Annotated in this window: 20 protein-coding genes, 1 tRNA gene and 1 pseudogene; 18 read left to right on the top strand and 4 right to left on the bottom strand. The window is 42.5% G+C overall.

The window, feature by feature from the left end:
• The first annotated feature begins 190 nt into the window (after window positions 1-190).
• The 13 genes and pseudogenes from RMY00_RS19090 (at window position 191) to RMY00_RS19030 (ending at window position 16,811) form a co-directional block, all read left to right on the top strand.
• Window positions 191-826, top strand: coding sequence for an L-2-amino-thiazoline-4-carboxylic acid hydrolase (locus RMY00_RS19090; RefSeq protein WP_322649039.1), 636 nt, complete (start codon window positions 191-193; stop codon window positions 824-826).
• 201 nt (window positions 827-1,027) lie between these two features.
• Window positions 1,028-2,617, top strand: coding sequence for an FAD-binding protein (locus tag RMY00_RS19085; RefSeq protein WP_322649038.1), 1,590 nt, complete (start codon window positions 1,028-1,030; stop codon window positions 2,615-2,617).
• Between the two features lie 227 nt (window positions 2,618-2,844).
• Window positions 2,845-4,131, top strand: a pseudogene (locus RMY00_RS19080) (glutamyl-tRNA reductase); the annotation flags it as partial.
• Between the two features lie 215 nt (window positions 4,132-4,346).
• Complete coding sequence (locus tag RMY00_RS19075) at window positions 4,347-5,411, top strand: aromatic ring-hydroxylating dioxygenase subunit alpha (RefSeq protein WP_322649037.1); 1,065 nt, start codon at window positions 4,347-4,349, stop codon at window positions 5,409-5,411.
• 153 nt (window positions 5,412-5,564) lie between these two features.
• Window positions 5,565-6,641: an aromatic ring-hydroxylating dioxygenase subunit alpha gene (locus RMY00_RS19070; RefSeq protein WP_322649036.1), complete on the top strand. Its 1,077-nt coding sequence runs from the start codon at window positions 5,565-5,567 to the stop codon at window positions 6,639-6,641.
• A 208-nt stretch (window positions 6,642-6,849) separates the two neighbouring features.
• The gene (hemE, locus tag RMY00_RS19065; protein WP_322649035.1) at window positions 6,850-7,902 is read left to right on the top strand and encodes a uroporphyrinogen decarboxylase; all 1,053 of its coding nucleotides are present in this window, start codon (window positions 6,850-6,852) and stop codon (window positions 7,900-7,902) included.
• Between the two features lie 6 nt (window positions 7,903-7,908).
• Complete coding sequence (hemC, locus tag RMY00_RS19060) at window positions 7,909-8,916, top strand: hydroxymethylbilane synthase (protein WP_322649034.1); 1,008 nt, start codon at window positions 7,909-7,911, stop codon at window positions 8,914-8,916.
• A gap of 342 nt (window positions 8,917-9,258) precedes the next feature.
• Window positions 9,259-10,251, top strand: a complete 993-nt coding sequence (hemB, locus tag RMY00_RS19055; RefSeq protein WP_322649033.1) for a porphobilinogen synthase — start codon at window positions 9,259-9,261, stop codon at window positions 10,249-10,251.
• A gap of 299 nt (window positions 10,252-10,550) precedes the next feature.
• A complete protein-coding gene (hemF, locus tag RMY00_RS19050; RefSeq protein WP_416212079.1) occupies window positions 10,551-11,582 on the top strand; it encodes an oxygen-dependent coproporphyrinogen oxidase in 1,032 nt (343 codons plus the stop codon).
• Between the two features lie 33 nt (window positions 11,583-11,615).
• Window positions 11,616-12,815 carry an ABC exporter membrane fusion protein gene (locus tag RMY00_RS19045; RefSeq protein WP_322649031.1) on the top strand — a complete coding sequence of 400 codons (1,200 nt, stop codon included), beginning with the start codon at window positions 11,616-11,618 and terminating at the stop codon, window positions 12,813-12,815.
• A 22-nt stretch (window positions 12,816-12,837) separates the two neighbouring features.
• Window positions 12,838-14,004, top strand: coding sequence for an ABC transporter permease DevC (devC, locus tag RMY00_RS19040; protein WP_322649030.1), 1,167 nt, complete (start codon window positions 12,838-12,840; stop codon window positions 14,002-14,004).
• A 106-nt stretch (window positions 14,005-14,110) separates the two neighbouring features.
• A complete protein-coding gene (locus RMY00_RS19035; protein ID WP_322649029.1) occupies window positions 14,111-14,866 on the top strand; it encodes a DevA family ABC transporter ATP-binding protein in 756 nt (251 codons plus the stop codon).
• A gap of 208 nt (window positions 14,867-15,074) precedes the next feature.
• Entirely contained in the window at window positions 15,075-16,811 is a 1,737-nt protein-coding gene (locus tag RMY00_RS19030; RefSeq protein WP_322649028.1) for a Calx-beta domain-containing protein, read from the top strand.
• Window positions 16,812-17,114: 303 nt separating this feature from the next.
• On the opposite strand, the gene RMY00_RS19025 is transcribed toward RMY00_RS19030, so the two are convergent.
• Window positions 17,115-17,187, bottom strand: a tRNA-Val gene (locus RMY00_RS19025).
• Between the two features lie 113 nt (window positions 17,188-17,300).
• Between RMY00_RS19025 and RMY00_RS19020 the strand changes: the two genes are divergently transcribed.
• Together RMY00_RS19020 and mazG are read left to right on the top strand one after the other, a co-directional pair.
• Window positions 17,301-17,921, top strand: coding sequence for a metal-binding protein (locus RMY00_RS19020; RefSeq protein ID WP_322649027.1), 621 nt, complete (start codon window positions 17,301-17,303; stop codon window positions 17,919-17,921).
• Between the two features lie 3 nt (window positions 17,922-17,924).
• Window positions 17,925-18,749, top strand: a complete 825-nt coding sequence (mazG, locus tag RMY00_RS19015) for a nucleoside triphosphate pyrophosphohydrolase (RefSeq protein WP_322649026.1) — start codon at window positions 17,925-17,927, stop codon at window positions 18,747-18,749.
• Window positions 18,750-18,874: 125 nt separating this feature from the next.
• Here the strand turns inward: mazG and RMY00_RS19010 are convergent, their stop codons facing one another.
• The 3 genes from RMY00_RS19010 to RMY00_RS19000 all read right to left on the bottom strand — a co-directional run bounded on the left by RMY00_RS19010 (window position 18,875) and on the right by RMY00_RS19000 (window position 20,433).
• Window positions 18,875-20,065: a transporter substrate-binding domain-containing protein gene (locus RMY00_RS19010; protein ID WP_322649025.1), complete on the bottom strand. Its 1,191-nt coding sequence runs from the start codon at window positions 20,063-20,065 to the stop codon at window positions 18,875-18,877.
• A 67-nt stretch (window positions 20,066-20,132) separates the two neighbouring features.
• Complete coding sequence (locus tag RMY00_RS19005; RefSeq protein ID WP_322649024.1) at window positions 20,133-20,345, bottom strand: aldehyde dehydrogenase family protein; 213 nt, start codon at window positions 20,343-20,345, stop codon at window positions 20,133-20,135.
• Window positions 20,311-20,433: a hypothetical protein gene (locus tag RMY00_RS19000; protein ID WP_322649023.1), complete on the bottom strand. Its 123-nt coding sequence runs from the start codon at window positions 20,431-20,433 to the stop codon at window positions 20,311-20,313. The genes RMY00_RS19005 and RMY00_RS19000 overlap by 35 nt, the downstream gene beginning before the upstream one ends.
• A 287-nt stretch (window positions 20,434-20,720) precedes the next feature.
• On the opposite strand from RMY00_RS19000, the gene RMY00_RS18995 reads away from it, so the two are divergent.
• From RMY00_RS18995 to RMY00_RS18985, 3 genes are all read left to right on the top strand, one after another.
• A complete protein-coding gene (locus RMY00_RS18995) occupies window positions 20,721-23,015 on the top strand; it encodes an ATP-binding protein (RefSeq protein ID WP_322649022.1) in 2,295 nt (764 codons plus the stop codon).
• A gap of 25 nt (window positions 23,016-23,040) precedes the next feature.
• Window positions 23,041-23,289: a hypothetical protein gene (locus RMY00_RS18990; protein ID WP_322649021.1), complete on the top strand. Its 249-nt coding sequence runs from the start codon at window positions 23,041-23,043 to the stop codon at window positions 23,287-23,289.
• 814 nt (window positions 23,290-24,103) lie between these two features.
• Window positions 24,104-25,405 carry a glutamate-5-semialdehyde dehydrogenase gene (locus RMY00_RS18985; RefSeq protein ID WP_322649020.1) on the top strand — a complete coding sequence of 434 codons (1,302 nt, stop codon included), beginning with the start codon at window positions 24,104-24,106 and terminating at the stop codon, window positions 25,403-25,405.
• Window positions 25,406-25,553 lie beyond the last annotated feature (148 nt).

Below are 25,553 nucleotides of genomic sequence, written 5' to 3'. Positions count from 1 at the left end.
ATTTTACAGACGATAAAGCTTTATTGGTTGGTAATAAATGAGTTTGAAGTTGATCTTGTATTAGCTTGTCGTGATATTCTCAGATATTTTCTGATTGTCTTGATCATTTATTGCCTCTTTTCCACAGTTAATGTTCATCCATAAAACTAGTTTTTGTTTGTGATTATTGTAAAATAATAGGGAAGTGAAGATGGAAACTAAGATAGGTGTAGATAAGATAGGTGCAGGCGATCTACGGATGGAAGACATCCTCAACATAGATGAATCAAAAGCTATGAGCTTGTTCCGGAATAGATTTGTCAGATATAAAAAGCTGGCAAAGGAAATGGGAGATCAAGCCGCTTTTGAAAAAATGATGGAAAAGTACCCTGAACAGCAGAAAGCATTAATGGGTGCTTTTATTGATAACGCTACTTTAGCCGAAGGCTTCAAGAAACCAATTCCCCTGTTGAAAATGATGGGCTTTGTTACGGAAATAGTAGATATTTCCCAGAATGGAACAGACGCTACACTTGAAATTCAAAGAGTTTGCCCAGCTTTATCTCTTGCTAAAGAGTATGGTTTTGAAACGCCTTGCTATCTGCTCTGCGAAATGGAACAAGAAGCAGCCAGAAGAGCTTTTCCTGGCTTGAAAGCTTCAATTCTTAGTAAACAAGCTGAAGGCGACTGTGTTTGTGTATTTAAGTATGAAAGACCAGAACAACAGGTGACACAATCCACGAAAAATACATCGAGCATCTTTTCTAAAGTCATAAATCTGTTTCGAGTAGTTCCCGTTCTTATTCAGATCGGTATTAAGATGCTCAAGATTCGCCTTTCTAATTAAGTGGTAGTTTTGAACAATTTTAGTAGTAGTCCAAAATTATTTTGATGCACTTAATCTGGTGCTCTCACAGTTGAAAACTGGCTTTATGTCCATCGCACGTTTCTGTCAGCTTGAGAGATGGTGAGTCAAAACGTTTAAATCATACGCACATTATCAGTGTCTAGCCTCTCTTTATGAGTTTTTGCATTGTCAAGGTAAATCATGAACAGTGTTATCTCAGATCTACAACACATCATCGAAGGTGAAGTTAGCGGCATAGAAGAAGATTTAGTCGCAGTTTCTCAAGATTTTGGTGGCATTATTCAAAAACAACCCCAAGTTGTAGTTCGTCCTCAGAATGCAACTGATGTGGCGAAATCAATACAATATGCTGCCAAGCAGGGGATAACGGTTTCTTCGCGGGCGGCAGGACATTCGCTTAGTGGTCAATCCCTAAACGAGGGAGGCATTCTCTTAGATATGAGGAGGCTGAACCAAGTTCATGACCTTGATGCAGACCAATTATGTTTTAAGGCAGATGCTGGTGCAACTTGGCGACAAATTGTGAATGCATCAATTTTGCACCGTCTGATTCCTCCTGTTCTCACCAATTACTTTGATGTCACTATAGGGGGAACCCATTCGGCGGGAGGACTAGGGCAGAGTTCGTTTCGTCATGGCTCCCAAGCCGATAATTGTTTGGGGCTAGAAGTGGTTACTGGAACAGGAGAGTTGGTCTGGTGTACGCCAAAGCAAAACAGTGAGTTGTTTTATCATGCACTCTGCGGCTACGGACAATTCGGTATTATTACAAAAGTCCAGCATCGGCTTAGGCCCTACCGTCCTCTCACCCGTACCTATTTCCTCTGCTACGACGACTTAGATACCTTTCTACAGGATGAGCAATTGCTAATAGCAGAGGATCAGGTGGATGGGTTGCTGGCGTTATTTTCTCCTTGCATTATGGGCGTGGCTAGATCTGGAGAAAAAGGACTACGACCGCTCATTGAGTGGTTCTACAGGATGCAGATTACCTTAGAAGTTGATTCACTCAACGGCATCAATGAGGAAAAATTGCTCTCAAGTCTAAACTTCTATCGTCATGTTTACACCGAAAATTTGACTTTTGAGGAGTTTGTGCAACCTGTAATCCAGGTTCCTCATCTTCCCGGAACGGCAAATCCTTGGATTGATGTGCTTTTGCCAGGATCGACCGCAAAAGAATATATTGAAACGGTTCTTGAACAGGTTCCCGGGTTTATTGACTTCAGGACTACTCCCATCGGTTCCTTTGGGTTGGTTTCTCACAATACCAATATGCCTATGTTCGCCTTACCAGAAGAAGAGTTGGTTATCGGGTTTGGGATGTATCCCACCGTTCCCAAAGCTCAAATTCAGCCTATTTTAGAGCAGTTGAATCTGTTTACTAATCTAGCGTACCAAATGGGTGGTAAGCGGTATGTAGCAAGTTGGGCTGAATTGGATTTAGCGCAGTGGCGACTTCAGTTTGGTGATTATTGGTTGCAAGTTAATGAATTGAAGCAGAAATACGATCCTCAGGGAATCTTGAACCCAGGGTTTATCAAATATGAAGACATAACCTATGCAGAGATGGAGCAGTTACACACTCCGTTTACTCAAGCGGTTGTCTCTGAATTACTGCCAGTTCCTCTCACCAAAGATATTCCTGTGGTCGCATCGTCTGATTCTCGATTAACCCTTTCTCCTAAAGCGATCGCTCTAGCAGCCTTAGCAATTCTATTTTTCTTGCTGTTCGGTGTACCCTTATCCGGTCAGGCGTATCCGCTTTAATCTGTTGATTGGTATGCAAATTCGTGAGTGGAATCTACAACAAACAAACTTTTGCTTTTTGAAACTCGTGTTTACCTCTAATACCGTTTCACTTTAAGGTTGATACATTTAGGCAAGCAGGGGAGCAGAGGAGCAGGGGAGCAGAGGGGAAAGAATTTGTATCAGGATTTTAGTGAAATGGTATAACTCAGCAGAAACCAGTTAATAAAAGTGTAAAAGGAGGAAGGATGAATATTATCGCCGTCGGTCTTAGTCACAAGACTGCTCCGGTTGAAATTCGTGAAAAACTGAGTATTCCAGAAGAGAAAATTGAACAGGCGATCGCTTGTCTATGCAACTATCCCCATATCCAAGAAGCTGCTATTCTTAGCACTTGCAACCGATTGGAAATTTATCTGGCTGTCCTATCAGCAGAGCAAGCGATCTTAGAAGTGACTCAGTTTCTTTCAGAGCATAGTAAATTATCTAGCCAAGATTTGAATTATCATTTATTTATCTTGCTTCAGCAGGATGCTGTGATGCACCTGATGCAAGTTGCTTCTGGCTTAGATAGTTTGGTCATCGGAGAAGGACAAATTCTCGCTCAAGTCAAACATGCTTACAAACTAGGTCAACAGCACAATGGCATTAAACAGATTCTCAATCAACTCTTTAAACAATCGCTAACAGTTGCTAAGAAAGTCAGAACAGAAACTTCGATTGGTAGCGGAGCAATCTCAATCAGTGCGGCAGCAGTAGAACTTGCTCAAGTCAAAGTGAAAGATTTGTCAGCCTATCGAGTGGCGATCGTGGGTGCTGGCAAGATGTCTCGATTACTGGTGCAACATCTGTTATCTAAGGGAGCAAACCGCATTTCAATCATCAACCGTTCTATCGAACGGGCACAGGAATTAGCTAATCAGTTCAGCGAGGCTCAACTGCAATGCTATCTCCTTAGCGAAATGATGACGGTTATTGCTGCCTCTAATCTGGTGTTTACTAGCACTGCTTCTACAGAACCGCTACTAGATCGAGCCAAACTGGAGATGATATTAGCAGCTAATCAACCACTGATGTTGTTTGACATCTCCGTTCCACGCAATGTTCATGCTGATGTAAATGAGCTGGCTCATGTTCAAGTGTTTAACGTCGATGATCTCAAAGCTGTTGTAATGCAGAACCATCAAAGCCGACAGCAGGCGGCAATGGAAGCTCAAAGGTTGATTACAAAAGAGGTAGAAGCATTTCGTGCCTGGTTGCGATCGCTAGAAGCCATTTCTACAATTAGCTGCTTACGAGAAAAAGTAGAAAGCATTCGTGAGCAAGAGTTAGAAAAAGCAATGTCACGCCTTGGTTCAGAGTTTGCTAAAAAGCATCAAGAAGTGATCGAAGCACTCACCAAAGGCATTGTTAACAAAATCCTGCATGAGCCGATGGTGCAACTTCGCACACAACAGGATCTAGAAGCCCAACGCCTTGCGGTTCGGACTCTGCAAATGTTGTTTAACCTAGATACCGAATTTCAAAATCGCTCTATTAGTAAAACAACCACGATCACTACTACTACTACTACTAAAATAATCACCAAAATTTGATGAATCGCTGGTTAAAAAGTCGGTTGAATCGGTGTGAATTGAGAAACTACATCTAGAACAAAAGTTATCACGTCAACTTACTACCTCTGATTATTTAGAAATCATTCAAAAGTAAAAACAAAGAATTCCCCATATCTAAATTGCAGGAACTAAGGATGTTAAAAAATTTCTGGTACGCTTGCGAATTCAGCAAAGCTGTCACCAACCAGCCCAAGCAAATCGTGATGCTAAAGCAAAAATTTGTCCTCTATCGTAATTCTCAAGGACAAGTGATAGCCCTCAAAGATCAGTGTCCCCATCGTGGTGCTGCCCTCTCTATGGGCTGGATTGACAACGACTGCATTCGCTGTCCTTATCATGGATGGCAATTCCAAGCAGATGGGCGATGTGTTGATATACCTTCTAATGCACCTGAAACTCCTATTCCTCCAAAAGCTCGTGTCGAGACTTACCCAGTGCAAGAAAAATATGGGTTTGTTTGGATGTTTTATGGAGATTTACCAGAAGCAGAGCGTCCGCCAATTCCACCTTTGCCAGAATATGAAGAACCAGGGCTTCATCACCTTTTCTACGAATATAAAGTAAACACTCATTACACTCGCACCTTAGAAAATTCTCTGGACTACGCTCATACCCGTGTAGTACATGCTAATTCTTTTGGCAAAGGGTTTGAACGAGACCAAACAATTGGACAATACGAGATTAATGTAGAAGAGTTTGGTGCAAGTTCCACAGTTGTTATCAAACAACACTCTAGACCAAAAGGTTTTTTAAAGTTTTTCCATCACTCAGGAACCACAGATGTTACTTCAAAAATAAGCTTTTATCTGCCCAACATTAATAAGATGGAAGGTTATTTTGGTGGTGGTAAGCTTATTAATTTTGGCATTCACATTCCTATTGATGAAACTACCACACTTATTAAGCGGATTCAGTTTCGCAGCTTCTTTACTTACTCTTGGGCAGATCCCATATTCCAAAGGTCTAACTTGAAGATAAGTAGGGAAGATGCAGTAGTAGCTGAGTCTCAATATCCTAAAGCTATACCTGACGATTTGACAGATGAAGTTCATGTTGCTTGTGATGCTATATCTCTTGCTTATCGTAAGCTCCGTCAAAAATATCTGAAGATGGGCTGGGGTTTAGAATCGTGTGAGAGCAAATCAGGCAACTCGAATGGAAATCTAGTACAACCCTCTTCTGCTGCATTGGTGAACTAGAGTTTTATCTTATAGTCCGCTAGATTCAATGAAGGTATTTCTTTTAAGCTCTGCTTCACTGTTGATTACATCTATTTCATTAGTTCAACCTGGTAAGTGCAACTTATATCAAATTACCAAAACAACTTTTCATTAAAGCAGGAGCTAAAAGTAATGAAGAACTTAAAAAACTTTTGGTACGCTTGTGAACTCAGTACAAATATCACTAAGCAACCCAAACAAATCATCATGTTTCAGCAGAGATTTGTTCTCTATCGCAATTCTCAAGGACAAGTCGTAGCCCTAAAAGATCAGTGTCCTCATCGCGGTGCTGCTCTCTCTATGGGCTGGATTGACAACGACTGCATTCGCTGTCCTTATCATGGATGGCAATTCCAAGCAGATGGGAGATGTGTTGATATACCTTCTAACGCACCGGAAACGCCTATTCCTCCAAAAGCTCGCGTCGAAACTTACTCAATTCAGGAAAAATATGGGTTTGTTTGGATGTTTTTAGGAGAGTTACCAGAAGCAGAACGTCCGCCTTTGCCCTCAAATCTTCCAGAATATCTATTTACAAGTATGCGTCCTGCTCCCCATGTGGATCTCGATCATGCTAATTATGTCCGTCTCATGGAAACGAATCTTGATTTTGCTCATGTCATTGCTATCCATCGGAAAAGTTTTGGTCAAAGAATTCCACTGAATTCAACTGTTAGATACCAAGTTGAGGAGGATGACTGGAGCGCTGTTGCTAAATTCACCTATGCTTCCTTAAATAATCCCAAAAAAATCTTGAACTTTTTACTAGGTGGACGCCCGCAAGTAACACTAAGATTGAGCTTTTACCTACCTAACTTTACCCTAGCTGAAATTAATGTAGGTGGAGATACTAGATTTCCGATTAAGTTCGCTGTTTTAGCAGGTTACTGCCCAATTGATGAAAACACAACTTCTGTCAAACGTATTTTGTTCCGTAACACTCTACCCCTACCTTGGCTAGATAAGTTGTTCATCAACCTTGACTGTCTACTAGCTCAGGAAGATACGGTAGTTATCGAAACTTTAATTCCTCAGTCACTTCCTGAACCATCAGAAGAACTTCACGTTGCTGCTGATGCTCTTAATATCACTTTGCGTAAACTTCAGCAAAAATATCTGGCAAAGGGCTGGAGTCTAGAGCCGTCTCAGGGCAAATCAGATGATTCAAACGGGCATTGGGCAAAACATTCTGCTGTGTTGGTGAATTAGATTCCACATCATAGAAAAGTCAAATAAATCGCGCTCAAAAAGTTTATGGCACATTTGTCATAGATTGTTCTGATTCCAGCTTACTTAATTGATGATACTTTCTAGTGAGTTTGTATTTACACAAGTCATTTTGTCTTCTGTCTGACAATCCATTTGTTTGATGATCTGCACGAATTGGTAAACAACTAAACAAGGAATTCTTTGATATATGCAAAACTATAGGTTATTGCAAGCAGCCCGAGGTGAAGTACTGGATCGTCCACCTGTGTGGATTATGCGCCAAGCGGGTCGCTATATGAAAGTCTATCGGGATTTACGCCAAAAATATCCCTCTTTTCGAGAGCGTTCTGAAAACCCTGATTTGGCAGTGGAAATTTCCTTGCAACCTTTCCATGCCTTTAAGCCCGATGGGGTGATTATGTTCTCAGATATTCTCACGCCGCTACCTGGTATTGGCATACCCTTTGATATTATCGAAAGCAAGGGCCCAGTATTTGAAAACCCAATTCGTACACAGGCGCAAATTGATGCGCTCACACCCCTTGATCCCGAAACATGTTTGCCATTTGTGCGTGAGATTCTAACAACACTGCACAAAGAAGTGAATGGTCAAGCAACTATTTTGGGGTTTGTTGGCGCTCCTTGGACGCTAGCTGCTTATTGCATTGAAGGTAAAAGTTCAAAAGACTACGCCATTATTAAGGGTATGGCTTATTCACAGCCAACCATGCTGCATCAGTTTCTCGCAAAACTTGCAGATGCGATCGCTATTTACGCGCGTTATCAAATTGATTCTGGGGCACAGGTAGTGCAACTATTTGATTCTTGGGCAGGACAACTCAGCCCTCACGATTTTAAGACGTTCTCTTTACCTTATCTGCAACAGGTCGTGCAACAAGTCAAAGCAACCCACCCAGACACACCCCTGATTCTGTATATCAACAACAGTGCTGGAATTTTGGACTTCATGGCACACTCTGGCGTAGATATCGTTAGCGTAGACTGGACTGTTGATATGGCAGTGGCACGGCAACGGCTCGGTGCAGATATAGGAGTTCAAGGAAATATTGATCCGTGTGCGTTATTTGGTTCTCAAGAGTTTATCCGCAACTGCATTCTCGACACAATAAACAAAGCAGGGAACCAAAAACACATTATGAACCTCGGTCACGGTATTCTACAGAACACTCCAGAAGAGAATGTTGCTTTCTTTTTTGAAACTGTTAAACAATCCAACTATTTATGCAATAATTCTAACTAACGCTATATGACTACACTCCATTCCACTTCATCTACGATTTACAGTTCTACTCGCACAATTCGCATTGGTTCTCGTAAAAGCCAACTAGCTCTGATTCAAACTTACTGGGTGCAAGAACAACTCCAGAAACGCTTTCCTAATATTTCTTTTGAAGTTCAAACTATGTCCACCCAAGGTGACAAAATCTTAGATGTTGCCTTAGCCAAAATTGGGGACAAGGGACTCTTCACTAAAGAACTTGAATTGGCAATGCTAAACGAAGAGATTGACTTTGCTGTTCACTCTCTTAAGGATCTGCCGACTCGTTTGCCAGAGGGGTTAATGTTAGCGGCTGTAACAGAACGGGAAAACCCAGCAGATGCTTTAGTTGTGCATGAAAAATACAAAGATAAGCAAATTGATACGCTACCAGAAGGTGCAGTGATTGGTACATCTTCCCTGCGACGGCTAGCACAGTTGCGCCACCAATTTCCCCACTTCACGTTTAAAGATGTGCGAGGAAACTTGAATACGCGGATGGCAAAGCTAGATGATGGGGAGTACGATGCATTGATTTTGGCAGTTGCCGGATTACAGCGATTAGGGATGAGCGATGGCTGCGCCGGGTTGCACCTACGCATTCATCAAGTTTTGCCAACTGACGTTTCTCTCTATGCTGTCGGACAAGGAGCCTTGGGCATTGAATGCCGTAGCGACGATCTGGAAGTGCTGTCCCTTCTTAAGGCAATTGAACACATCCCAACCCGCGATCGCGTTCTTGCCGAACGTGCATTCTTACGGGAATTAGAAGGCGGTTGTCAAGTGCCAATTGGGGTTGATACCCAGTTGCAGGCAGATACACTAACGTTAACGGGGTTAGTCGCCAGTGTGGATGGTAAACAGGTAGTAAAAGATTCTGTGACTGGTTTTGTTAACGAGGCAGAACAGCTAGGAATTCAATTGGCTCAAAGTTTGCGGCAACAGGGAGCGCAGGACATTTTGGAGGAAATTTTTAAGACAGTCCACCGGGGCTAATACCAATTCGCAATGGGCTTCGCCCCGCTATGCTAACGCAATGACGCTCATTTCTCTCTACGAGACGCTACGCGAACGCTAACGCAATTAAAAAACTTAGATACAGCAATTCTTTCGAGGTTTACATCTGTATCAGATTTTTCGTGAAATGGTATAAGAAACTTGCTGGTAGAGCATATTTACTAAGAACGTAGAATAACCTGCATTGTTTCGTTACATCAAATCCGTTTGATGGATGACTAATAGTAAAGGCGGGTTTAGCAGATAAAACTTTAATCGAATCAAGGTTTGATCACAAAACTCGCCTCTACAAACCGTCCTTTTTTATCTTTAATCACCACTATGTTTCCAATTCATCGCCCTCGTCGCCTGAGAAGTCATCCGCAACTTCGTCGGATGGTGCGTGAGACTGTTTTGACAACCAGTGATCTTATCTATCCCCTCTTTGCCGTACCTGGTAAAGGAATTGCCAAAGAAGTGAAATCCATGCCTGGTGTTTACCAGTTGTCAGTAGATAAAATTGTGGAAGAAGCCAAAGAAGTTTACGACCTTGGCATCCCTGCAATTATCCTATTTGGCATTCCTCAAGATAAAGACTTAGAAGCAACGGGCGCATGGCATGATTGTGGTATTGTGCAGAAAGCTGCTAGTGCTGTGAAACAAGCAGTGCCAGAACTAATTATCATTGCTGATACCTGTTTATGTGAATACACTAGTCATGGACACTGCGGCTATCTGGAAGTTGGTGACTTGACTGGGCGCGTTTTGAATGATCCAACACTAGAGTTGCTGAAGAAAACAGCGATTTCTCAAGCTCAAGCTGGTGTAGATATCATCGCTCCTTCGGGGATGATGGACGGGTTTGTGCAGGCAATTCGGATTGGGTTGGATGAAGCTGGCTACCTTGACACTCCGATTCTTTCATATACCGCAAAGTATGCTTCGTCTTACTATGGCCCTTTCCGAGATGCTGCTGAGTCAACGCCACAATTTGGCGATCGCCGCACATACCAAATGGACTCTGGTAATACCCGTGAAGCCCTCAAAGAAGTTGAACTTGATGTTGCTGAAGGGGCTGATATGCTCATGGTGAAGCCAGCCTTGGCATACATGGACATTATCTGGCGCGTGAAGCAGGCAAGCCAATTACCTGTTGCTGCTTATAACGTTTCTGGCGAATATTCCATGATTAAAGCCGCAGCACTCAACGGTTGGATAGACGAACAGCGAGTAGTCATGGAAACATTGACTGGCTTTAAACGGGCTGGTGCTGACTTAATTCTGACCTACCATGCCAAAGATGCTGCTCGTTGGTTAGCTAAACTTGGCAATTGAACAAGAGGCAGGGGAGCAGGGAGCAAGGGGAATAATTCATACCAATTCACAATGGGCTTCTCTGCGAGACGCTAAAAGCGAACGCCCCGCTACGCTAACGCAATGACGCTCGCAGGCTCGCTACCGCTACGCTAACGCAATTAAAAAACTTAGATACAGCAATGCTTTCAAGGTTTGCATGTGTATCAGATTTTTCGTTAAATGGTATAAGATCCCCCTGCCCTCTGCCCCCTGCTCCCCTGCGGTTCTAATGATAAGTCTTTCACTGAACACGATTAGGAGATTAAGTTGAGATGATAATGACTGCTTCGACTTCTCAAGCAACCCAATCCAAATTACCTCCAGCTGATGCAAAGGCCAGAGTCAGCCAATTCATGCAGCAATTGCAAGATAACATTTGTCAGAACTTGCAACAACTCGATGGCGTAGCCACATTTCAGGAAGATACATGGGAACGGGCTGAAGGGGGTGGTGGGCGATCGCGCGTTCTACGTGACGGTGCGGTTTTTGAACAAGGTGGAGTCAACTTTTCCGAAGTTTGGGGTTCCTATCTTCCATCCTCAATTTTAACACAACGTCCTGAGGCAACTGGACATAAATTTTATGCCACAGGCATTTCTCTAGTGTTGCATCCTCGCAATCCTTATATACCAACGGTTCATCTCAATTACCGCTACTTTGAAGCAGGGCCAGTTTGGTGGTTTGGTGGTGGTATAGATTTAACACCTTACTATCCTTTTGCTGAGGATGTAGCTCATTTCCATTCCACGCTCAAACGCGCGTGTGACGCTCATCATCCTGAGTATTATCCAGTGTTTAAGCCCTGGTGCGACGAGTATTTTTATCTGAAACACCGTCAGGAAATGCGGGGTGTAGGCGGTATTTTCTTTGACTACCAAGATGGTCAAGGTCATCTGTATCGAGGCCCCAATATCGAAAATCCAGCAGCTATTTATAGTAACCAAATTGGAACTATAGAACCACGTACTTGGGAAGAACTATTTGCTTTCGTGCATAGCTGTGGAGAAGCTTTTTTACCTGCATACGTGCCGATTGTAGAGCAGCGACGCTTTATGGAATATGGCGATCGCCAGCGTGACTTCCAGTTGTATCGCAGAGGTCGCTACGTGGAATTCAACCTAGTTTATGACCGTGGAACAATCTTCGGTCTCCAAACAAATGGGCGCACAGAGTCAATTCTGATGTCGCTACCACCTATAGTACGCTGGGAATACGGCTATAAACCAGAAGCTAATACACCAGAAGCCGAGTTGTATGAAACTTTTTTAAAGCCTCAAGATTGGGCTGACTGGACATCTCAGGTCAGATAAAAGAGCTATTAATCACTCCACACAGAACTCAAGATGAACTTCCAAGTATTATCAAAGCGTTCACATCAATGGACGTTTGCCCTGATTATTGCTGCCACTGCCATCTCAGGCACAATTGTTTTCTATAGCATTTCCCAATTAAGACAGAATGCCCAGCCAACGGTCGTTGTAAAATCTGCTCCAATCGTTCGCAAAATCACTGCTTTAGGACGCATAGAACCAGCAACGGAAGTTATCAAAGTCTCTGTACCTGCAACTCTGAGCAATGAGCGCGTAGCTAAACTACTAGTGCAACGGGGCGATCGCGTTAAAGCAGGCCAGGTCATTGCAATCATGGATGCACAAGCTCGTTTGCAAAATGCCTTATTTGAAACGCAAGCACAGGTTAAGGTATCGCTATCAGAATTGGCAAAGGTGAAAGCTGGCGCTAAATCTGGGGAAATTGCCGCCCAAAAAGCTGAAATTGTTCGCCTGCAAAAGCAGTTAAAAGGCGAAATTGCTAGTCAACAAGCCACGATTGCTCGTTGGGAAGCTGAGGTGCGAACTGCCAACTCTAACTACAATCGCTATTTCTCACTTTACAAAGAAGGAGCGATCGCTTCTTCAGAGCGAGATCAAAAGCTGCTTGTTTTAGAAACAACACAAGCACAGCTTAACGAAGCTAAAGCTAAACAAGACCAAACCGCAGATACAATAGAGCAGCAAATCAGACAAGCCAGAGCTACCTTAGAGAAGATTACTGAGGTGCGTCCGGTTGATATACAGGCAGCTCAAGCTGAGGTAGATAAGGCAATCTCAGAAGTTAAAAAGGCCAATGGTGACTTAGCCCAAGCATACATCCGCGCACCGATGGCAGGTCGCATTCTTGATATTAACGCTAAACCTGGAGAAGTCGTTGGCACAAATGGCATTGCTGAACTAGGACAAACTAACCAGATGCAAGTCGTGGCAGAGGTTTATCAGACTGATATTGAGAAAATTCAGCAAGGTCAACCAGCCATGATCACAAGCGAATCATTTTCTGGTAGTCTTCGTGGAACCGTTCGTTTAATTGGATTGCAGGTCATCCCTCAAGAAGTGACTAGTGGCGAACCCGGAGAAAATCTTGATCGCAAGGTAATTCAAGTGAGAATTCAACTTAATCCTGACGATAGCCGACGGGTTGCGAATTTAACCAACTTGCAGGTACAAGTCGCTATTCAACCCAAGGCTTTATCAAGCAATAGTCAGTAGACACTCTAAATATCAAAATTTTATGTTTCGTAAATTATTCCGTAAAACACCGCTAGCTTGGCTGCAAATGAGTCGCCAAAAAACTCGTCTGCTGGCTGCGATCGCGGGAATTACCTTTGCCGATTTTTTGATGTTTTTTCAACTTGGTATCAGGGATGCATTGTTTGATTCACAGGTTAGTCCATACGCCACACTTCAAGGAGATTTGTTTTTAGTTAATAAGTTATCTGATAACCTTGCATCAGTCAAAAGTTTCTCAAGAGACAAGCTCTATCAAACATTAGGTGTTGATGGTGTAGCATCCGTTAGACCGTTGTATATTGGTCAAGCAACATGGCGAAATCCTGACAGCCAAGCTAGTCGTCAAGTCTTTGTTTATGGGATTGATCCAAATCGTTCAGCCTTTATTTCTCCAGATGTGAATCAAAACTTGGATAAACTGAAGTTATTAAATCGAGCGCTGTTCGACAAAGGAGGGCTTCCTCAACTAGGAAATGTATCTGCTTTATTAAAGAAGAATAACCCAATTTCCGTTCAGGTGAATAACTTTGAAATTAAGGTTGTTGGATTATTTTTACTCGGTTCTTCCTTTTCTGCTGAGGGCAATCTCATCACGAGTGACTCTACTTTTTTAAGACTCTTTACTCGTCGGAAAGCGGATGAAATTGATGTAGGGATCATTAAACTGCAACCTAATACATCAATTGAGCAAGTGCAGGCAAATTTGCGAACAATTTTGCCTAATGATTTATTGGTGCTAACTCTTAATGAATTCACCGCCCGTGAACGCACATACTGGGAAACAGGTTCTCCTATCGGCTTTATCTTTGGACTTGGCGTAGCAGTCGGTTTTTTAGTCGGAGCGGTCATCGTCTACCAAATTTTATACACAGATGTTTCTGATCATTTGCCAGAATATGCAACATTGAAGGCAATGGGCTACAGTGATGGGTATTTAATTGGGATTATCATTCAAGAGGCGCTTTTCTTAGCAATTCTGGGCTTTATACCAGGTTTTCTACTTGCAAATGGACTTTATACTCTCTTTAGGTCTGCAACGCTTCTGCCGATCGCAATGAAACTGAACCGTGCGATCGCGCTGCTGATGTTGACTATGATCATGTGTGCTGGAGCCGGAGCGATCGCTATGCGAAAGCTACGAGCTGCTGATCCTGCTGATATCTTCTAAATTTTTAATTGGGTTGAAGTTTGTCAAAGCTTCACATCTCAACTCATAACTTTCTACTGATACTAATTGTCTATAAAAAACTGAAAATCGTAATTATTGAATATTCATGCTAAAAGAAACTATTCAAGAAACTCAAAACTCAAAATCTAAAACTCAAAATTCTTATCAAAAGCCTGTTATTTCTGTTCGGGAGCTTAACTACTACTTTGGTTTAGCACAACTTCGTAAGCAGACCTTGTTTGATATTAATCTCGATATTTATCCAGGTGAGATTGTGATTATGACTGGGCCATCCGGTTCTGGTAAAACCACACTACTAACGTTGATAGGAGGTTTACGTTCAATGCAAGAAGGTAGCCTCAAGATATTAGGGCAGGAGATGTCTTGTGCAAATAAGCGACAAATCATGCAAGTGCGGAAGCAAATTGGCTACATTTTTCAAGCACATAACTTGCTGACCTTTTTAACAGCAAAACAGAATGTACGAATGTCTTTAGAACTGCATAACAGGTATTTAGGGCAAGATATGAATCAGTTGGCAAGCGACATTCTTAACACAGTTGGTTTAGGCGATCGCGTCGATTATTATACAGACAATCTTTCTGGAGGACAAAAGCAACGAGTGGCGATCGCTCGTGCCTTAGCTAGTCATCCCCAAATTGTTCTTGCAGACGAACCGACGGCTGCCCTTGATAAGAAATCAGGACGTGATGTTGTAGAACTTATGCAGCGTTTAGCCAAAGAACAGGGATGCACAATCTTATTAGTTACTCATGACAACCGAATCCTTGATATTGCCGATCGCATAGTTCACATGGAAGATGGACGATTGTTAAAGGAGTCCAAAGAACAGAAAATATAAAATTTCATGCTCAAATCAAAGGATGAACCATAAAAAGCTTTTTGGAGCGCACCCTTTCTTGTTTTTTATCAAAACCAGGACAAGTCAATTGTGTTTCAACCCAAGTTATTGCAGATTTGGAGCGATCGCTTAATGCAATGGGATTGAAACAGATATTTTGCCATTAAGAATTATTTGCAAAACAAACTCTCTTAAAAGGAAAACTACAATGGAAAGAATTTCTTCTCAAAACACACTATCTAATTCATCAAAACAATCATATTGGGTAGTTGGCGACTCAGTTAAGTTTATAGCAACTGGCAAAAATACTAATTATAAATACGATTTATTTGATGTATACGTTCCACCAAATGTTGGAACTACACCGCACATCCACCTTGCACAAGAAGAGGGATTCTATATTGTAGAGGGAAAAATAAAGTTTCAATTAAATAACCGAGTTATAACTGCAACTCCTGGAACTTTTGTTGACATTCCTAAAGGTCAAATCCACGCATATCGCAATGTTGAAACGACACCAGCGAGAATTATATTGCAAGGCGTTCCCTCAGGGCTTGACAAATTGATTCAGGATACAAGCCGACCTTTCTCAGACCCAGCTGGTTTTCCACCTTCAGATGAGTTTCTTGATAAAATTGTAGAAACCTTTGCCAAGAATAATTCAGTAGCGCTAGACTCATTAATCTTTACTGCCAATAAATTCAGTGTTAATGAGGATGGCACACCCGTAGCACCAATCACCGTATTTCGCCCATTGGATGATAAAGGGGCAGTTAGTGCCACAATTCTTTTAAGTGATGGCACTGCTACAAGCCCTAAAAACTTCAACGCTTCCCCGATAACAATCAACTTTGCAGATGGGGAGAGAATCAAGACCGTAGACATTCCCATCGTTGATAATGATATTATCGAGGGTAATAAGACTATCAACCTCACCTTGACCAACGCTACAGGTGGCGCAATCATTGGACTGTTACAAAATAAGGCTACGCTGACAATTTTGGACAATGATGCCCGACCCAAGGGGGAAAACAGCGTTCTTTTAACCGGAAGTGACGGTAATGACATCCTTACGGGTGGGGATGGCATTGAGAACATTATAGGTACAAAAGGAAATGATACCCTGACTGGTGGTGGAAATACTGATCTATTTACAGTTCATCTTGGTGACGGCATTGATACAATCACTGACTTTGATGGTGTAGGAAGAGGAATTAACCCATTAGAAAAGGTGTCTCAGGAAATAGATACTCTGAAATTTGAGGGTAATGGGCTAACCACCAGAAATATGCTTTTGACTCAGAATGGAAGTGACCTGCTCATAACCTTCGAGGGTGTTAAGGATACTGGGGTCATTCTACAGAATTTTGCTCTCGAAAATCTAGATAATCTTCGTAAGACTACAGGTGCGTCGCTGGACATCGGCAATATTCTGTTTAATGGGCAGACGGCCTTTCAAGACAGCTTTGATGTTTTTAATGCAAATCAACAAAGCCAGAGTATTTTCAATCAAAATTCGGTTACTTTCCTCAACGACCTAGACAATAATACCAGTGGCTTTGACAATTCTAATGATGTTATCAACGGTCAGGGTGGCAATGACTATTTACAAGGGTTAAGTGGAGACGACCTGCTACGGGGCGGTACTGGCAATGATACTCTTGTCGGCAGTTTTGGTGCAGATACTTTAATTGGCGGTAGTGGCAGCGACCTGTTTGTATTTGCACCTAGACATGGGATTGATACTATTGTTGACTTTACTCATGGTGAAGATTTCATTGGGCTTTCAGGTGGTCTAACGTTTGCTGACCTGACGATTATTCAAGGTACTGCTAATAGTGCAAACGATACTTTGATTACTATTACCAGCAGCAATGAGCTTTTGACAATCTTTAGTGGGGTACAGGCCAGTACTATCACAAGTGCCGATTTTACCATTGTTTAACACTATGGCTCTTCTGAGAAACAAGGCAGGAGGCAGAAGGGTTTTGAGATTTTGCCTCTCGTCGTTCGTCGTAGAACTTGTGACAAAGATCCAGATCCAACTTGAAGACTTTTCTTGTGATGTAGAGATTCTGTAACCCTTATGCCACAGGGCTTTCTGTAATTTTATTCTTTCTTACTTCTGCCCTCTGCCTAAACCAGCCCACTATGTGATCGCCAAAAGTTGCCAAGAACCCATAAGCTTGCCACAACGGCAAGCTTATGGTTCCAATTAAAAAGCCGCCAAGTGGCGGCTTTTTAAATATGGGCAGTACCAGACTCGAACTGATGACATCCTGCTTGTAAGGCAGGCGCTCTACCAACTGAGCTAACCGCCCGTTTTACTAATCCTTAACTAATATAGCAAAACATTTCGCATTGCGCTAGTAGTTTCAAGAAAATCTTTTTTTCTCTTATACTGACTCAGTATTCAGTTAACTCAGGATTTAGGATGCCCTCTGGTCGGACGCACGATCGCATTACTATGTATGCTCTGCCGTTCGTGGCGGGCGTTACTTTCTGGCAAACTCGCAGTAGTAATGCGACTTTGTTAGTTGCAGGCGGGTTTCTCTTTGGTGGGCTAATGTTTGGCCCCGATTTGGATATATACTCTGTGCAATTTCAACGCTGGGGTTTCTTGCGCTGGATTTGGCTACCTTATCAAAAAAGTCTGCGGCATCGTTCTTTTTTATCTCACGGGCCGATTATTGGCACGATTTTGCGGATACTTTATCTGGGGTGTTTGCTTGCTATTGTGGCAATTTTTGTTTTGGCGATCGCCGAAAGGTTATGGCATCTAAGCTTTACTTGGCAGGATTTGGGACAAACTGTGGGGCGATCGCTCCTACAATACGATATTGAATATATCGCCCTTTTCTTGGGTTTAGAACTCGGTGCGATGAGTCATTCTCTGAGCGATTGGGGCGGTTCGGCATACAAGCGCTTTCAAAAACAGGGCATTCGTGGGTTGCTTCCTAGTGGCAAAATTAAGAAGCGGAAAGTTACAACTCGCGGTAATCGTCGAGCTACAGTTAGCAAAAAGAGCAACGGAAGAACGACAAAGGACAAATGACAAATGACAAATGACAATGTTGATACTTTGGCGGCGTTGCAGGAATTAATTGAGGTAGTGGCAAAATTGCGCTCGCCTGATGGTGGTTGTCCTTGGGATTTGGCTCAAACTCCTGAAACCCTCACCCCTTATGTAATTGAGGAAGCTTATGAGGTGGTGGATGCAATTAAGAGTGGGGATAAAGATGCGATCGCAGAGGAGTTAGGCGATTTATTATTACAGGTGGTATTGCAAGCCCAAATCGCTAGCGAATCTGGACAATTTTCTCTCAAAGAAATAACTCAGGGGATTTCCCAAAAGTTGATTCGCCGTCATCCCCATGTGTTTGGTGATGTATCGGTGGCAAGTGTGGATGAGGTGCGGCAAAATTGGGAACAGATTAAAGCTGCGGAGAAAGGCGAATCTCCACAGGCGCAAAAACTTAGTGCGAAACTTGCTCGTTATGGGCGCACTCTTCCCCCACTGACGGCGGCGATGAAGATTTCCCAAAAAGCTGCGGCGATCGGGTTTGAATGGGAAAATATTCAAGGTGTTTGGGATAAGTTTCATGAGGAGTTGGGGGAGTTTCAACAGGCTTTAGCTGAGGAAACACCCGAACGGCAAGAAGCAGAATTAGGCGATTTACTGTTTGCAGTGATTCAGCTAGCGCGTTGGCATAATCTTGACCCCAGCGCCGCTTTGCAAGGCACAAATCAACGATTTGTCCAGCGATTAGAAAAAATGGAGGCAGTTGTCAATCACCCCCTTTCTGATTACAGTTTGGATGAATTGGAAAAGTTATGGCAACAGGCAAAAGCTCAAATTGCTAAAGAGGGGAGTGGGGAGTAGGGAGTGGGGAAGAGGACTTGGGGACAAGGAGAATTGGGGACAAGGGGAAAGACTTATTGGAAGTTCTCACCTCTTGTCCCCTTGTCCCCCCTGCTCCCCTGCTTCCCCCACTTCCCACCCCTTCTTCAACCTTTTTCCGCATCGAACCACTTATCATATAGCGATTGATAAGTACCATTTTCTTTGAGACTCAGCAGAGCCTGATTAATTGGTTTGCGGTAGGGACTGTTATTAGGCAGAATGATGCCGTAGCTTTCTTCACGTAAGATACTGCCAACAATTTGTACTTTCCCTTTGCCTTCGTTGGCTGCATAGAACAGAAGTACAGGTGCATCAAACACCACAGCATCAGCTTTTTTTGTTTGCAAAGCATTGTAAGCTTGCTCAATTTTACTAACTTCTAAAACTGAAATCTTATGTTCTCGTAGATATGCGGCGGCTGTGCTACCGGCTGTTGTGGCCACTATCTTGCCGGGTAAATCGTCTATAGTCTTGATATCGCCCTGAAGCTGTTGTACTGTCAATGAGGTAGTAGCGCTGGCTGTAAAGTAGGCAACAAAAAGGACTCCGATGAACATCCAGACAATGCCTACTAAGCGTCCTAGTACTCCCTTGGGCATTTCATCAGCTTGGGTTGCTAATGTGGCAGCTGCCCACCAACAAGCTTTGAAAATGCCAGGAAAGTATGATTTGGGAATCATCCCATCTTGATGATGGCGCTCAGATAACCAAATAATGTGGGCTGCTACAACAATTAACACTAGGGCAAGGCCTATTACCTGCAAGAGGCTAGTAGAGAAAAATAATTCTAAAATATTTGGGAAGTTACTGTTGTTGGTTTCTGAGTTTCGTACCATAATTTGCAGCCCCCCAGCCAAAATAGGTAATGAGAAATCAAAATTCTGCTGGCGTTCGGCTGTAATGGAGATAGCTGCAATCCCCAAATTAGCTTTGTTGTCTTTAATAGCAGAAAGTAGTTCCGGCACAGAGGGATATTCAATAAATTTCGACTCTACACCTATTTGGTTAGCGATGCTGCGCCAGAGGTCGATACTAAATCCTGATAGCTCACCTTTGTCTTGTATCACAAAGGGCGGTATAACTCGTGTAGCTACTAATAACGGTTGTTGGAGTTGTGGTTTTTGGGCCAGTCCTGGGGATGTCATTAACAATAATGCCAGAATCCCACCTAATAATCCTATGCAGGTATACAGTGCTAAGGAATGCCTGGTTTTGTTTTTACGGTCATATCTGCTTATTGGGCTTTTTCTCTCAGCGATAATTTGGCGCAATTTAGTAGCGATCGCATTCATCATCAGAATTTTCTAGGGGTTGTATGCAAGTCTATTTATCATGCCCACCCCATATTAAATATCACGTTCATCATCCCGCTAAGGGACTTCCAAATAAAAAATATACCATCGCTATAGAGGCAAGGGGGCAGGGAGCAGGGGGCAGGCTAGTGAAAGCAGTACGGGCTGCTTCTACTGCTTTGTCTACATCTGCGGCGTCTGCTTGTGAGACTTCACAGATTACCTCGTCTGTAGTCGGGTTGATTGTTTCAAATCGGCGTAGGCGTAAGCCCGTCGTAGACATCGCTGAGACTATTTACCCACTCATTATTGATCAACAATTGGGTTGGGCCAACTTTAACCTGTTGTCCTGGTACTGTTGCTGTAACCATCAGGCCCTCCTTAAGCTATAAAAAAATTTGCTTAAATCTACCTATTATGTTTGTTACTGTACAGCCCTTTAGGTGGATTTATTTACGAATTCTTTATCTTAAAATAGTAGTTAGAGGTTAAGACAAATATGTTGTGTCTAACTCACTCTGTAGAACTCGCGTTGTCAAAACAAACCTCTATCTTTTGAGCAATAGTTTTGAGATCAGCTTTTAGCGTACAGTTAGGCTTAACAATTGCTTGATTTTTCCTGTGGCGTGCGCGTTTTAGTCTTAGCAAAGTGAGCAACATGAATGTAGACGATTTTAGTCAACAAATAGAGACATTTAGCTCACGAGTGAAGGGATTGTTGCATAGTACTGCAAATGAGCCGGACTCGCAACTAGAGCTAACAGCTGAAGCATTTGAAGAACTGAAAATCACTTTGGAAGAACTGAAAATCGCCTCTGAGGAACTCCAAGCAACACGAATGGTAGTTGAAAAAGAGCGTCAGCGCTACCGAGAATTATTTGATTTTGCGCCTGATGGTTATATAGTAACTGATACGAATGCGATTATCCTAGAAGCTAACCGAGCCGCTACCATACACCTCAATGTTTTACAGCGATTTTTGGTTGGCAAACCTCTACTTACTTTCATCGCCAGAGCAGATCATCAACATTTTTTTAATTACCTAACTCAGTTGCAGCATCTCGACCGGGGCGGGGAATGGGAAGTGTGTTTACAACCACGAGAAAAAATCTGTTTTGATGTTGCTTTAACAGTAGTTACCGTCCGTAACGAGGAAGGTAAGGCAGTTGCTCTACGCTGGCTAATGCGCGACATTACCAAGCGTAAGCGTTTAGAGTCGGAGCGCGAACAGTTATTTGCCAGTGAACAAGCTGCCCGAATTGCAGCGCAAGAAGCACAGAGGCGTTCTAATTTTTTGGCTGAAGCAAGTCGTGTACTGGCATCTTCTTTAGACTACCGTACCACTTTAACCAGCATCGCGCAATTGGCAGTGCCTACCCTAGCCGATTGGTGTATTGTAGATGTCGTTGAAAATAATTTGACGGTCTTCAATAACCCAGTGATAGCTGCATCTGAACCGCAGAAGGAAGCCCTAGTAAGAGAATTGCGCCAACGCTATCCAATTTCTGTTGATGCTGATTATGGGCCAGCGAAGGTTTTAAGAAGTGGTAAGTCGGAACTGGCTACAACCATTCTTGAGTCTTCATTACAAAAAAGTGCGTTAAACCAGGAACAACTGTTTCTGCTGCACCAACTCCAACTTAAGTCTCAGATGACTGTGCCATTGCTGGTGCGTGAATGCAAGTTGGGGACAATTGTATTTGCGTCTGCACAACCAGGACGGCATTATACGATTGTAGACTTAGCAATGGCTGAAGAACTTGCCCAACGGGCAGCGTTTGCCATTGAAAATGCACAGCTTTATCGCCAAGCCCAAGAAGCTAACCGAATTAAAGACGAATTTTTAGCGATCGTTTCTCACGAACTTCGGACACCTCTCAACTCTATGCTGGGTTGGGTTCAAATAATCCGTAATCGAAGATTGGACGAGGCAACTACCTTTAAAGCACTGGCGACAATCGAGCGGAATGCTCAACTTCAGAGGAAACTGATTGAAGATATTCTGGATGTTTCCCGCATTATCCAAGGTAAAATCCACCTAAATCTCCGTAAAGTTGACTTGGTACTTGTAATTAACGCAGCCATTGAAGCTATATATCCTACATCTGCAATTAAGGATATTCAAGTTGAAGCTAACCTTGATTCTTCTGTTGATAAGGTTATGGGTGATGTAGAACGCCTGCAACAAGTGGTCTGGAATTTGCTCTCTAACGCTGTCAAATTTACGCCGAGTGGAGGGCGAATTGAAGTACATCTAAAGCAGGTAAACTCAAATACCCAGATAACTGTGTCTGACACAGGTAAGGGAATTAGTGCTGACTTTCTACCTTTTATATTTGAGCGCTTTCGTCAAGCTGATAGCACAACTACTAGAGCAGAGGGTGGTTTGGGGCTGGGACTGTCAATTGTGCGCTACATAGTAGAAATGCACTCAGGCACAGTCCACGCAGCTAGCGAAGGTGAAGGACGGGGAGCAACATTTACGGTGTTGTTGCCAACTATAGAATTGCAACAAGAGCAGCAAATTAAAGAGAGTGAAGTAAAAACCAATAATCTTTCAGCGCTGAGAGGTTTGCAAATACTCGTTGTAGATGACAGTCCCGATACTCGTGAGTTAGTTACCTTTATTCTGCAACAGTCTGGAGCAGAGGTAATATCGGTTAGCTCTGTAGCTGAAGCTTTAGAAGCGCTGGTACGATTAAAGCCAGATGTTTTAGTCAGTGATATCGGAATGCCAGATGAAGATGGTTATGCGCTGATTCGCACTTTGCGAATCAGCGAAGCAGCTCGAGAAAAAAAAATTCCAGCTGTAGCACTGACGGCCTTTGCAAGAGATGAAGAGTCAAAGCTGGCTCTGGAAGCTGGATTCCACGTTCATCTATCCAAGCCAATTGAGCCAGATAAGTTAGTAACTGTGGTGGCGAACCTGGTTAAAGATAGCCAACAAGTTTAATGCACAAGTAAGCTTTTGGTAGCAAATGTTGTTGCCCAACAAGCAAATGTTGTCGCTTAACAAGCAAATGCGATCGCTCAACAAGCAAATGTTGTCGCCCAACAAGCAAATGTTGTCGCTCAACAAGCAAATGGTGTCGCTTAACAAGCAAATGTTGTCGCTCAACAAGCAAATGTTGTCGCTTAACAAGCAAATGTTGTCGCTCAACAAGCAAATGTTGTGGCTCAACAAGCAAATGTTGTCGCTCAACAAGCAAATGCGATCGCTGATATAACAAAGACCTAACCCCAGTAGGGAGCTGTCCACAAAAGCTAAAAGTAGCTTATACCAATTCACGAAAATTCTGATACAAATGATTTATCTTTAAATTCTTTCCCTCTGCTCCCCCTGCTCCCCCTGCTCCCTCTGCTCCCTCTGCTCCCTCTGCTCCCCCTGCTCCCTGCCCCCCTGCTGCCTATTGGGGCAATGCCATACCCCTACGGTAAATTTATATATATCAGGGTTTTCGTGAATTGGTTTGATTTATTAAGTTACATAAAAAAAGGAGGTAGTTACTAACTACCTCCCGACAAATTAAAGCTTGGATGGACTGAGAAATGCTTTAACAGCAGGCTAGAAACTCAGCTAGCTGCTCAAGAACATAATCAAGACCATTCCCAGGATAATCGATCCACTGTCAAGGATGAAGCGTAGGAATCTGACATCAGAGTGAGAATATCGGTTTCTGCTGCTTGTTCGTCATTACAATTTAGTAAAAATTCAAGTATTAGTAGTATAAATTATTTACTTAAGGAAAAGACTAGAGAAACATACATTACGATGTCTCCCTAGCCCCCGGTACGCATAAATCATTTTTAAGCCTTTCAAATAAGCTATGTAATAATACTTATAATTTTTTAATTGCTGTAAGTTTAGTACCTTTACTTTATCTGCCTTCGATAATCATAGAATAAATGTTTTGAACTAAGTTTTGCTTCACCCGATTAGAGTAATTACTAATTACCCAAATGGTTCACCCGATTGGGGGAAGACGATAAGCAATGATTAACTCACATTGATAAGATGAGGAAAAGGTAAATATTTGTACTATGACTATTGTTAACATTTCTCCCCTAATTGCGATCGCAGGGCAAACCCGCCAAGCTGCAAGCAAACTAGCGATTCTTTCCACTGAGGCAAAAAATCAGGCGATTGAAGCGATCGCTCAAGCTTTAGAATCAGCTAGAGATGAAATTTTACAAGCAAATGTTGCTGATTGTAAAGCTGCTGATGCTGAAGGAATTCCCAAGCCACTTTATAAACGCTTGCAGTTGGATGAACATAAATTAAGAGATGCGATCGCAGGGGTACGAGATGTTGGTAAGCTAGCTGATCCTATCGGTAAAGTGCAGATTCACCGCGAACTTGATTCTGGTTTAATTCTCAAGCGAATTACTTGTCCTTTAGGTGTTTTAGGAATTATTTTTGAAGCACGTCCAGAAGCGGCGATTCAAATTGTTTCTTTAGCGATTAAATCGGGTAATGGTGTGATTCTTAAATGTGGAAGGGAAGCGGTACGTTCTTGTGAAGCGATAGTTAAAGCAATTAAACAAGGATTATCTCAAACTGCTGTTAACCCTGATGCAATACAGTTACTCACAACTAGAGAAGAAACTTTAGAACTTTTGCAGTTAGATAAATATGTAGATTTAATTATTCCTAGAGGTTCTAATTCCTTTGTGCGCTTTGTCCAAGAAAATACGCGGATTCCTGTATTAGGTCATGCTGATGGAATTTGTCATCTTTATATAGATAAATCGGCTGATATTTCTAAAGCAGTTCTGATTACAGTAGATGCGAAAGCGCAATATCCTGCTGTTTGTAATGCAATTGAAACTTTGCTAGTTCACCAATCAATTGCTAGAGAGTTTTTACCAAAAGTCGCTGAGGCTTTGCAAGAACGCCATGTGGAATTAAGAGGCGATCAACGCACCTTGGAAATTTTGCCTAATATCGTACCTGCAATAGAAATAGATTGGGAAACAGAATACAGCGATTTTATTTTGTCTATTAAGATTGTAGATTCTTTAGAAGATGCGATCGCGCATATTAACGAATATGGTTCTCGTCATACCGACGCGATTATTACTGAAGATTCGACATCTGTAGAAAGTTTCTTCGGATTAGTCAATTCAGCTAATATATTCCACAATTGTTCTACTAGATTTGCTGATGGTTTCCGCTATGGTTTCGGTGCAGAAGTAGGAATTAGTACACAACAAATGCCTCCTCGTGGCCCTGTTGGTTTAGAAGGATTAGTTACATATAAATATCAAATGACTGGCGATGGTCATATTGTAGCTACTTACACTGGGGCTAATGCAAAGGCTTTTACTCATCAGGATTTGTAAAACATCATCAAAAGTATATGCTCTCTTCTGTTGTTGAGTAGCTTTTACCACTTCGATTTTCATAAAGCATCTACGATACTGAAACTAAAACATAATGAGCGCCAACGATTTGAACAATATCTCACATCCTAATTGGGAAGCATTGAAA

The organism is Nostoc sp. ChiVER01 (assembly GCF_034531155.1).
Taxonomy (GTDB): Bacteria; Cyanobacteriota; Cyanobacteriia; order Cyanobacteriales; family Nostocaceae; genus Nostoc.
Note: the sequence above shows the minus strand (reverse complement) of the source record. Positions and strands in the feature narration are given on the sequence as shown.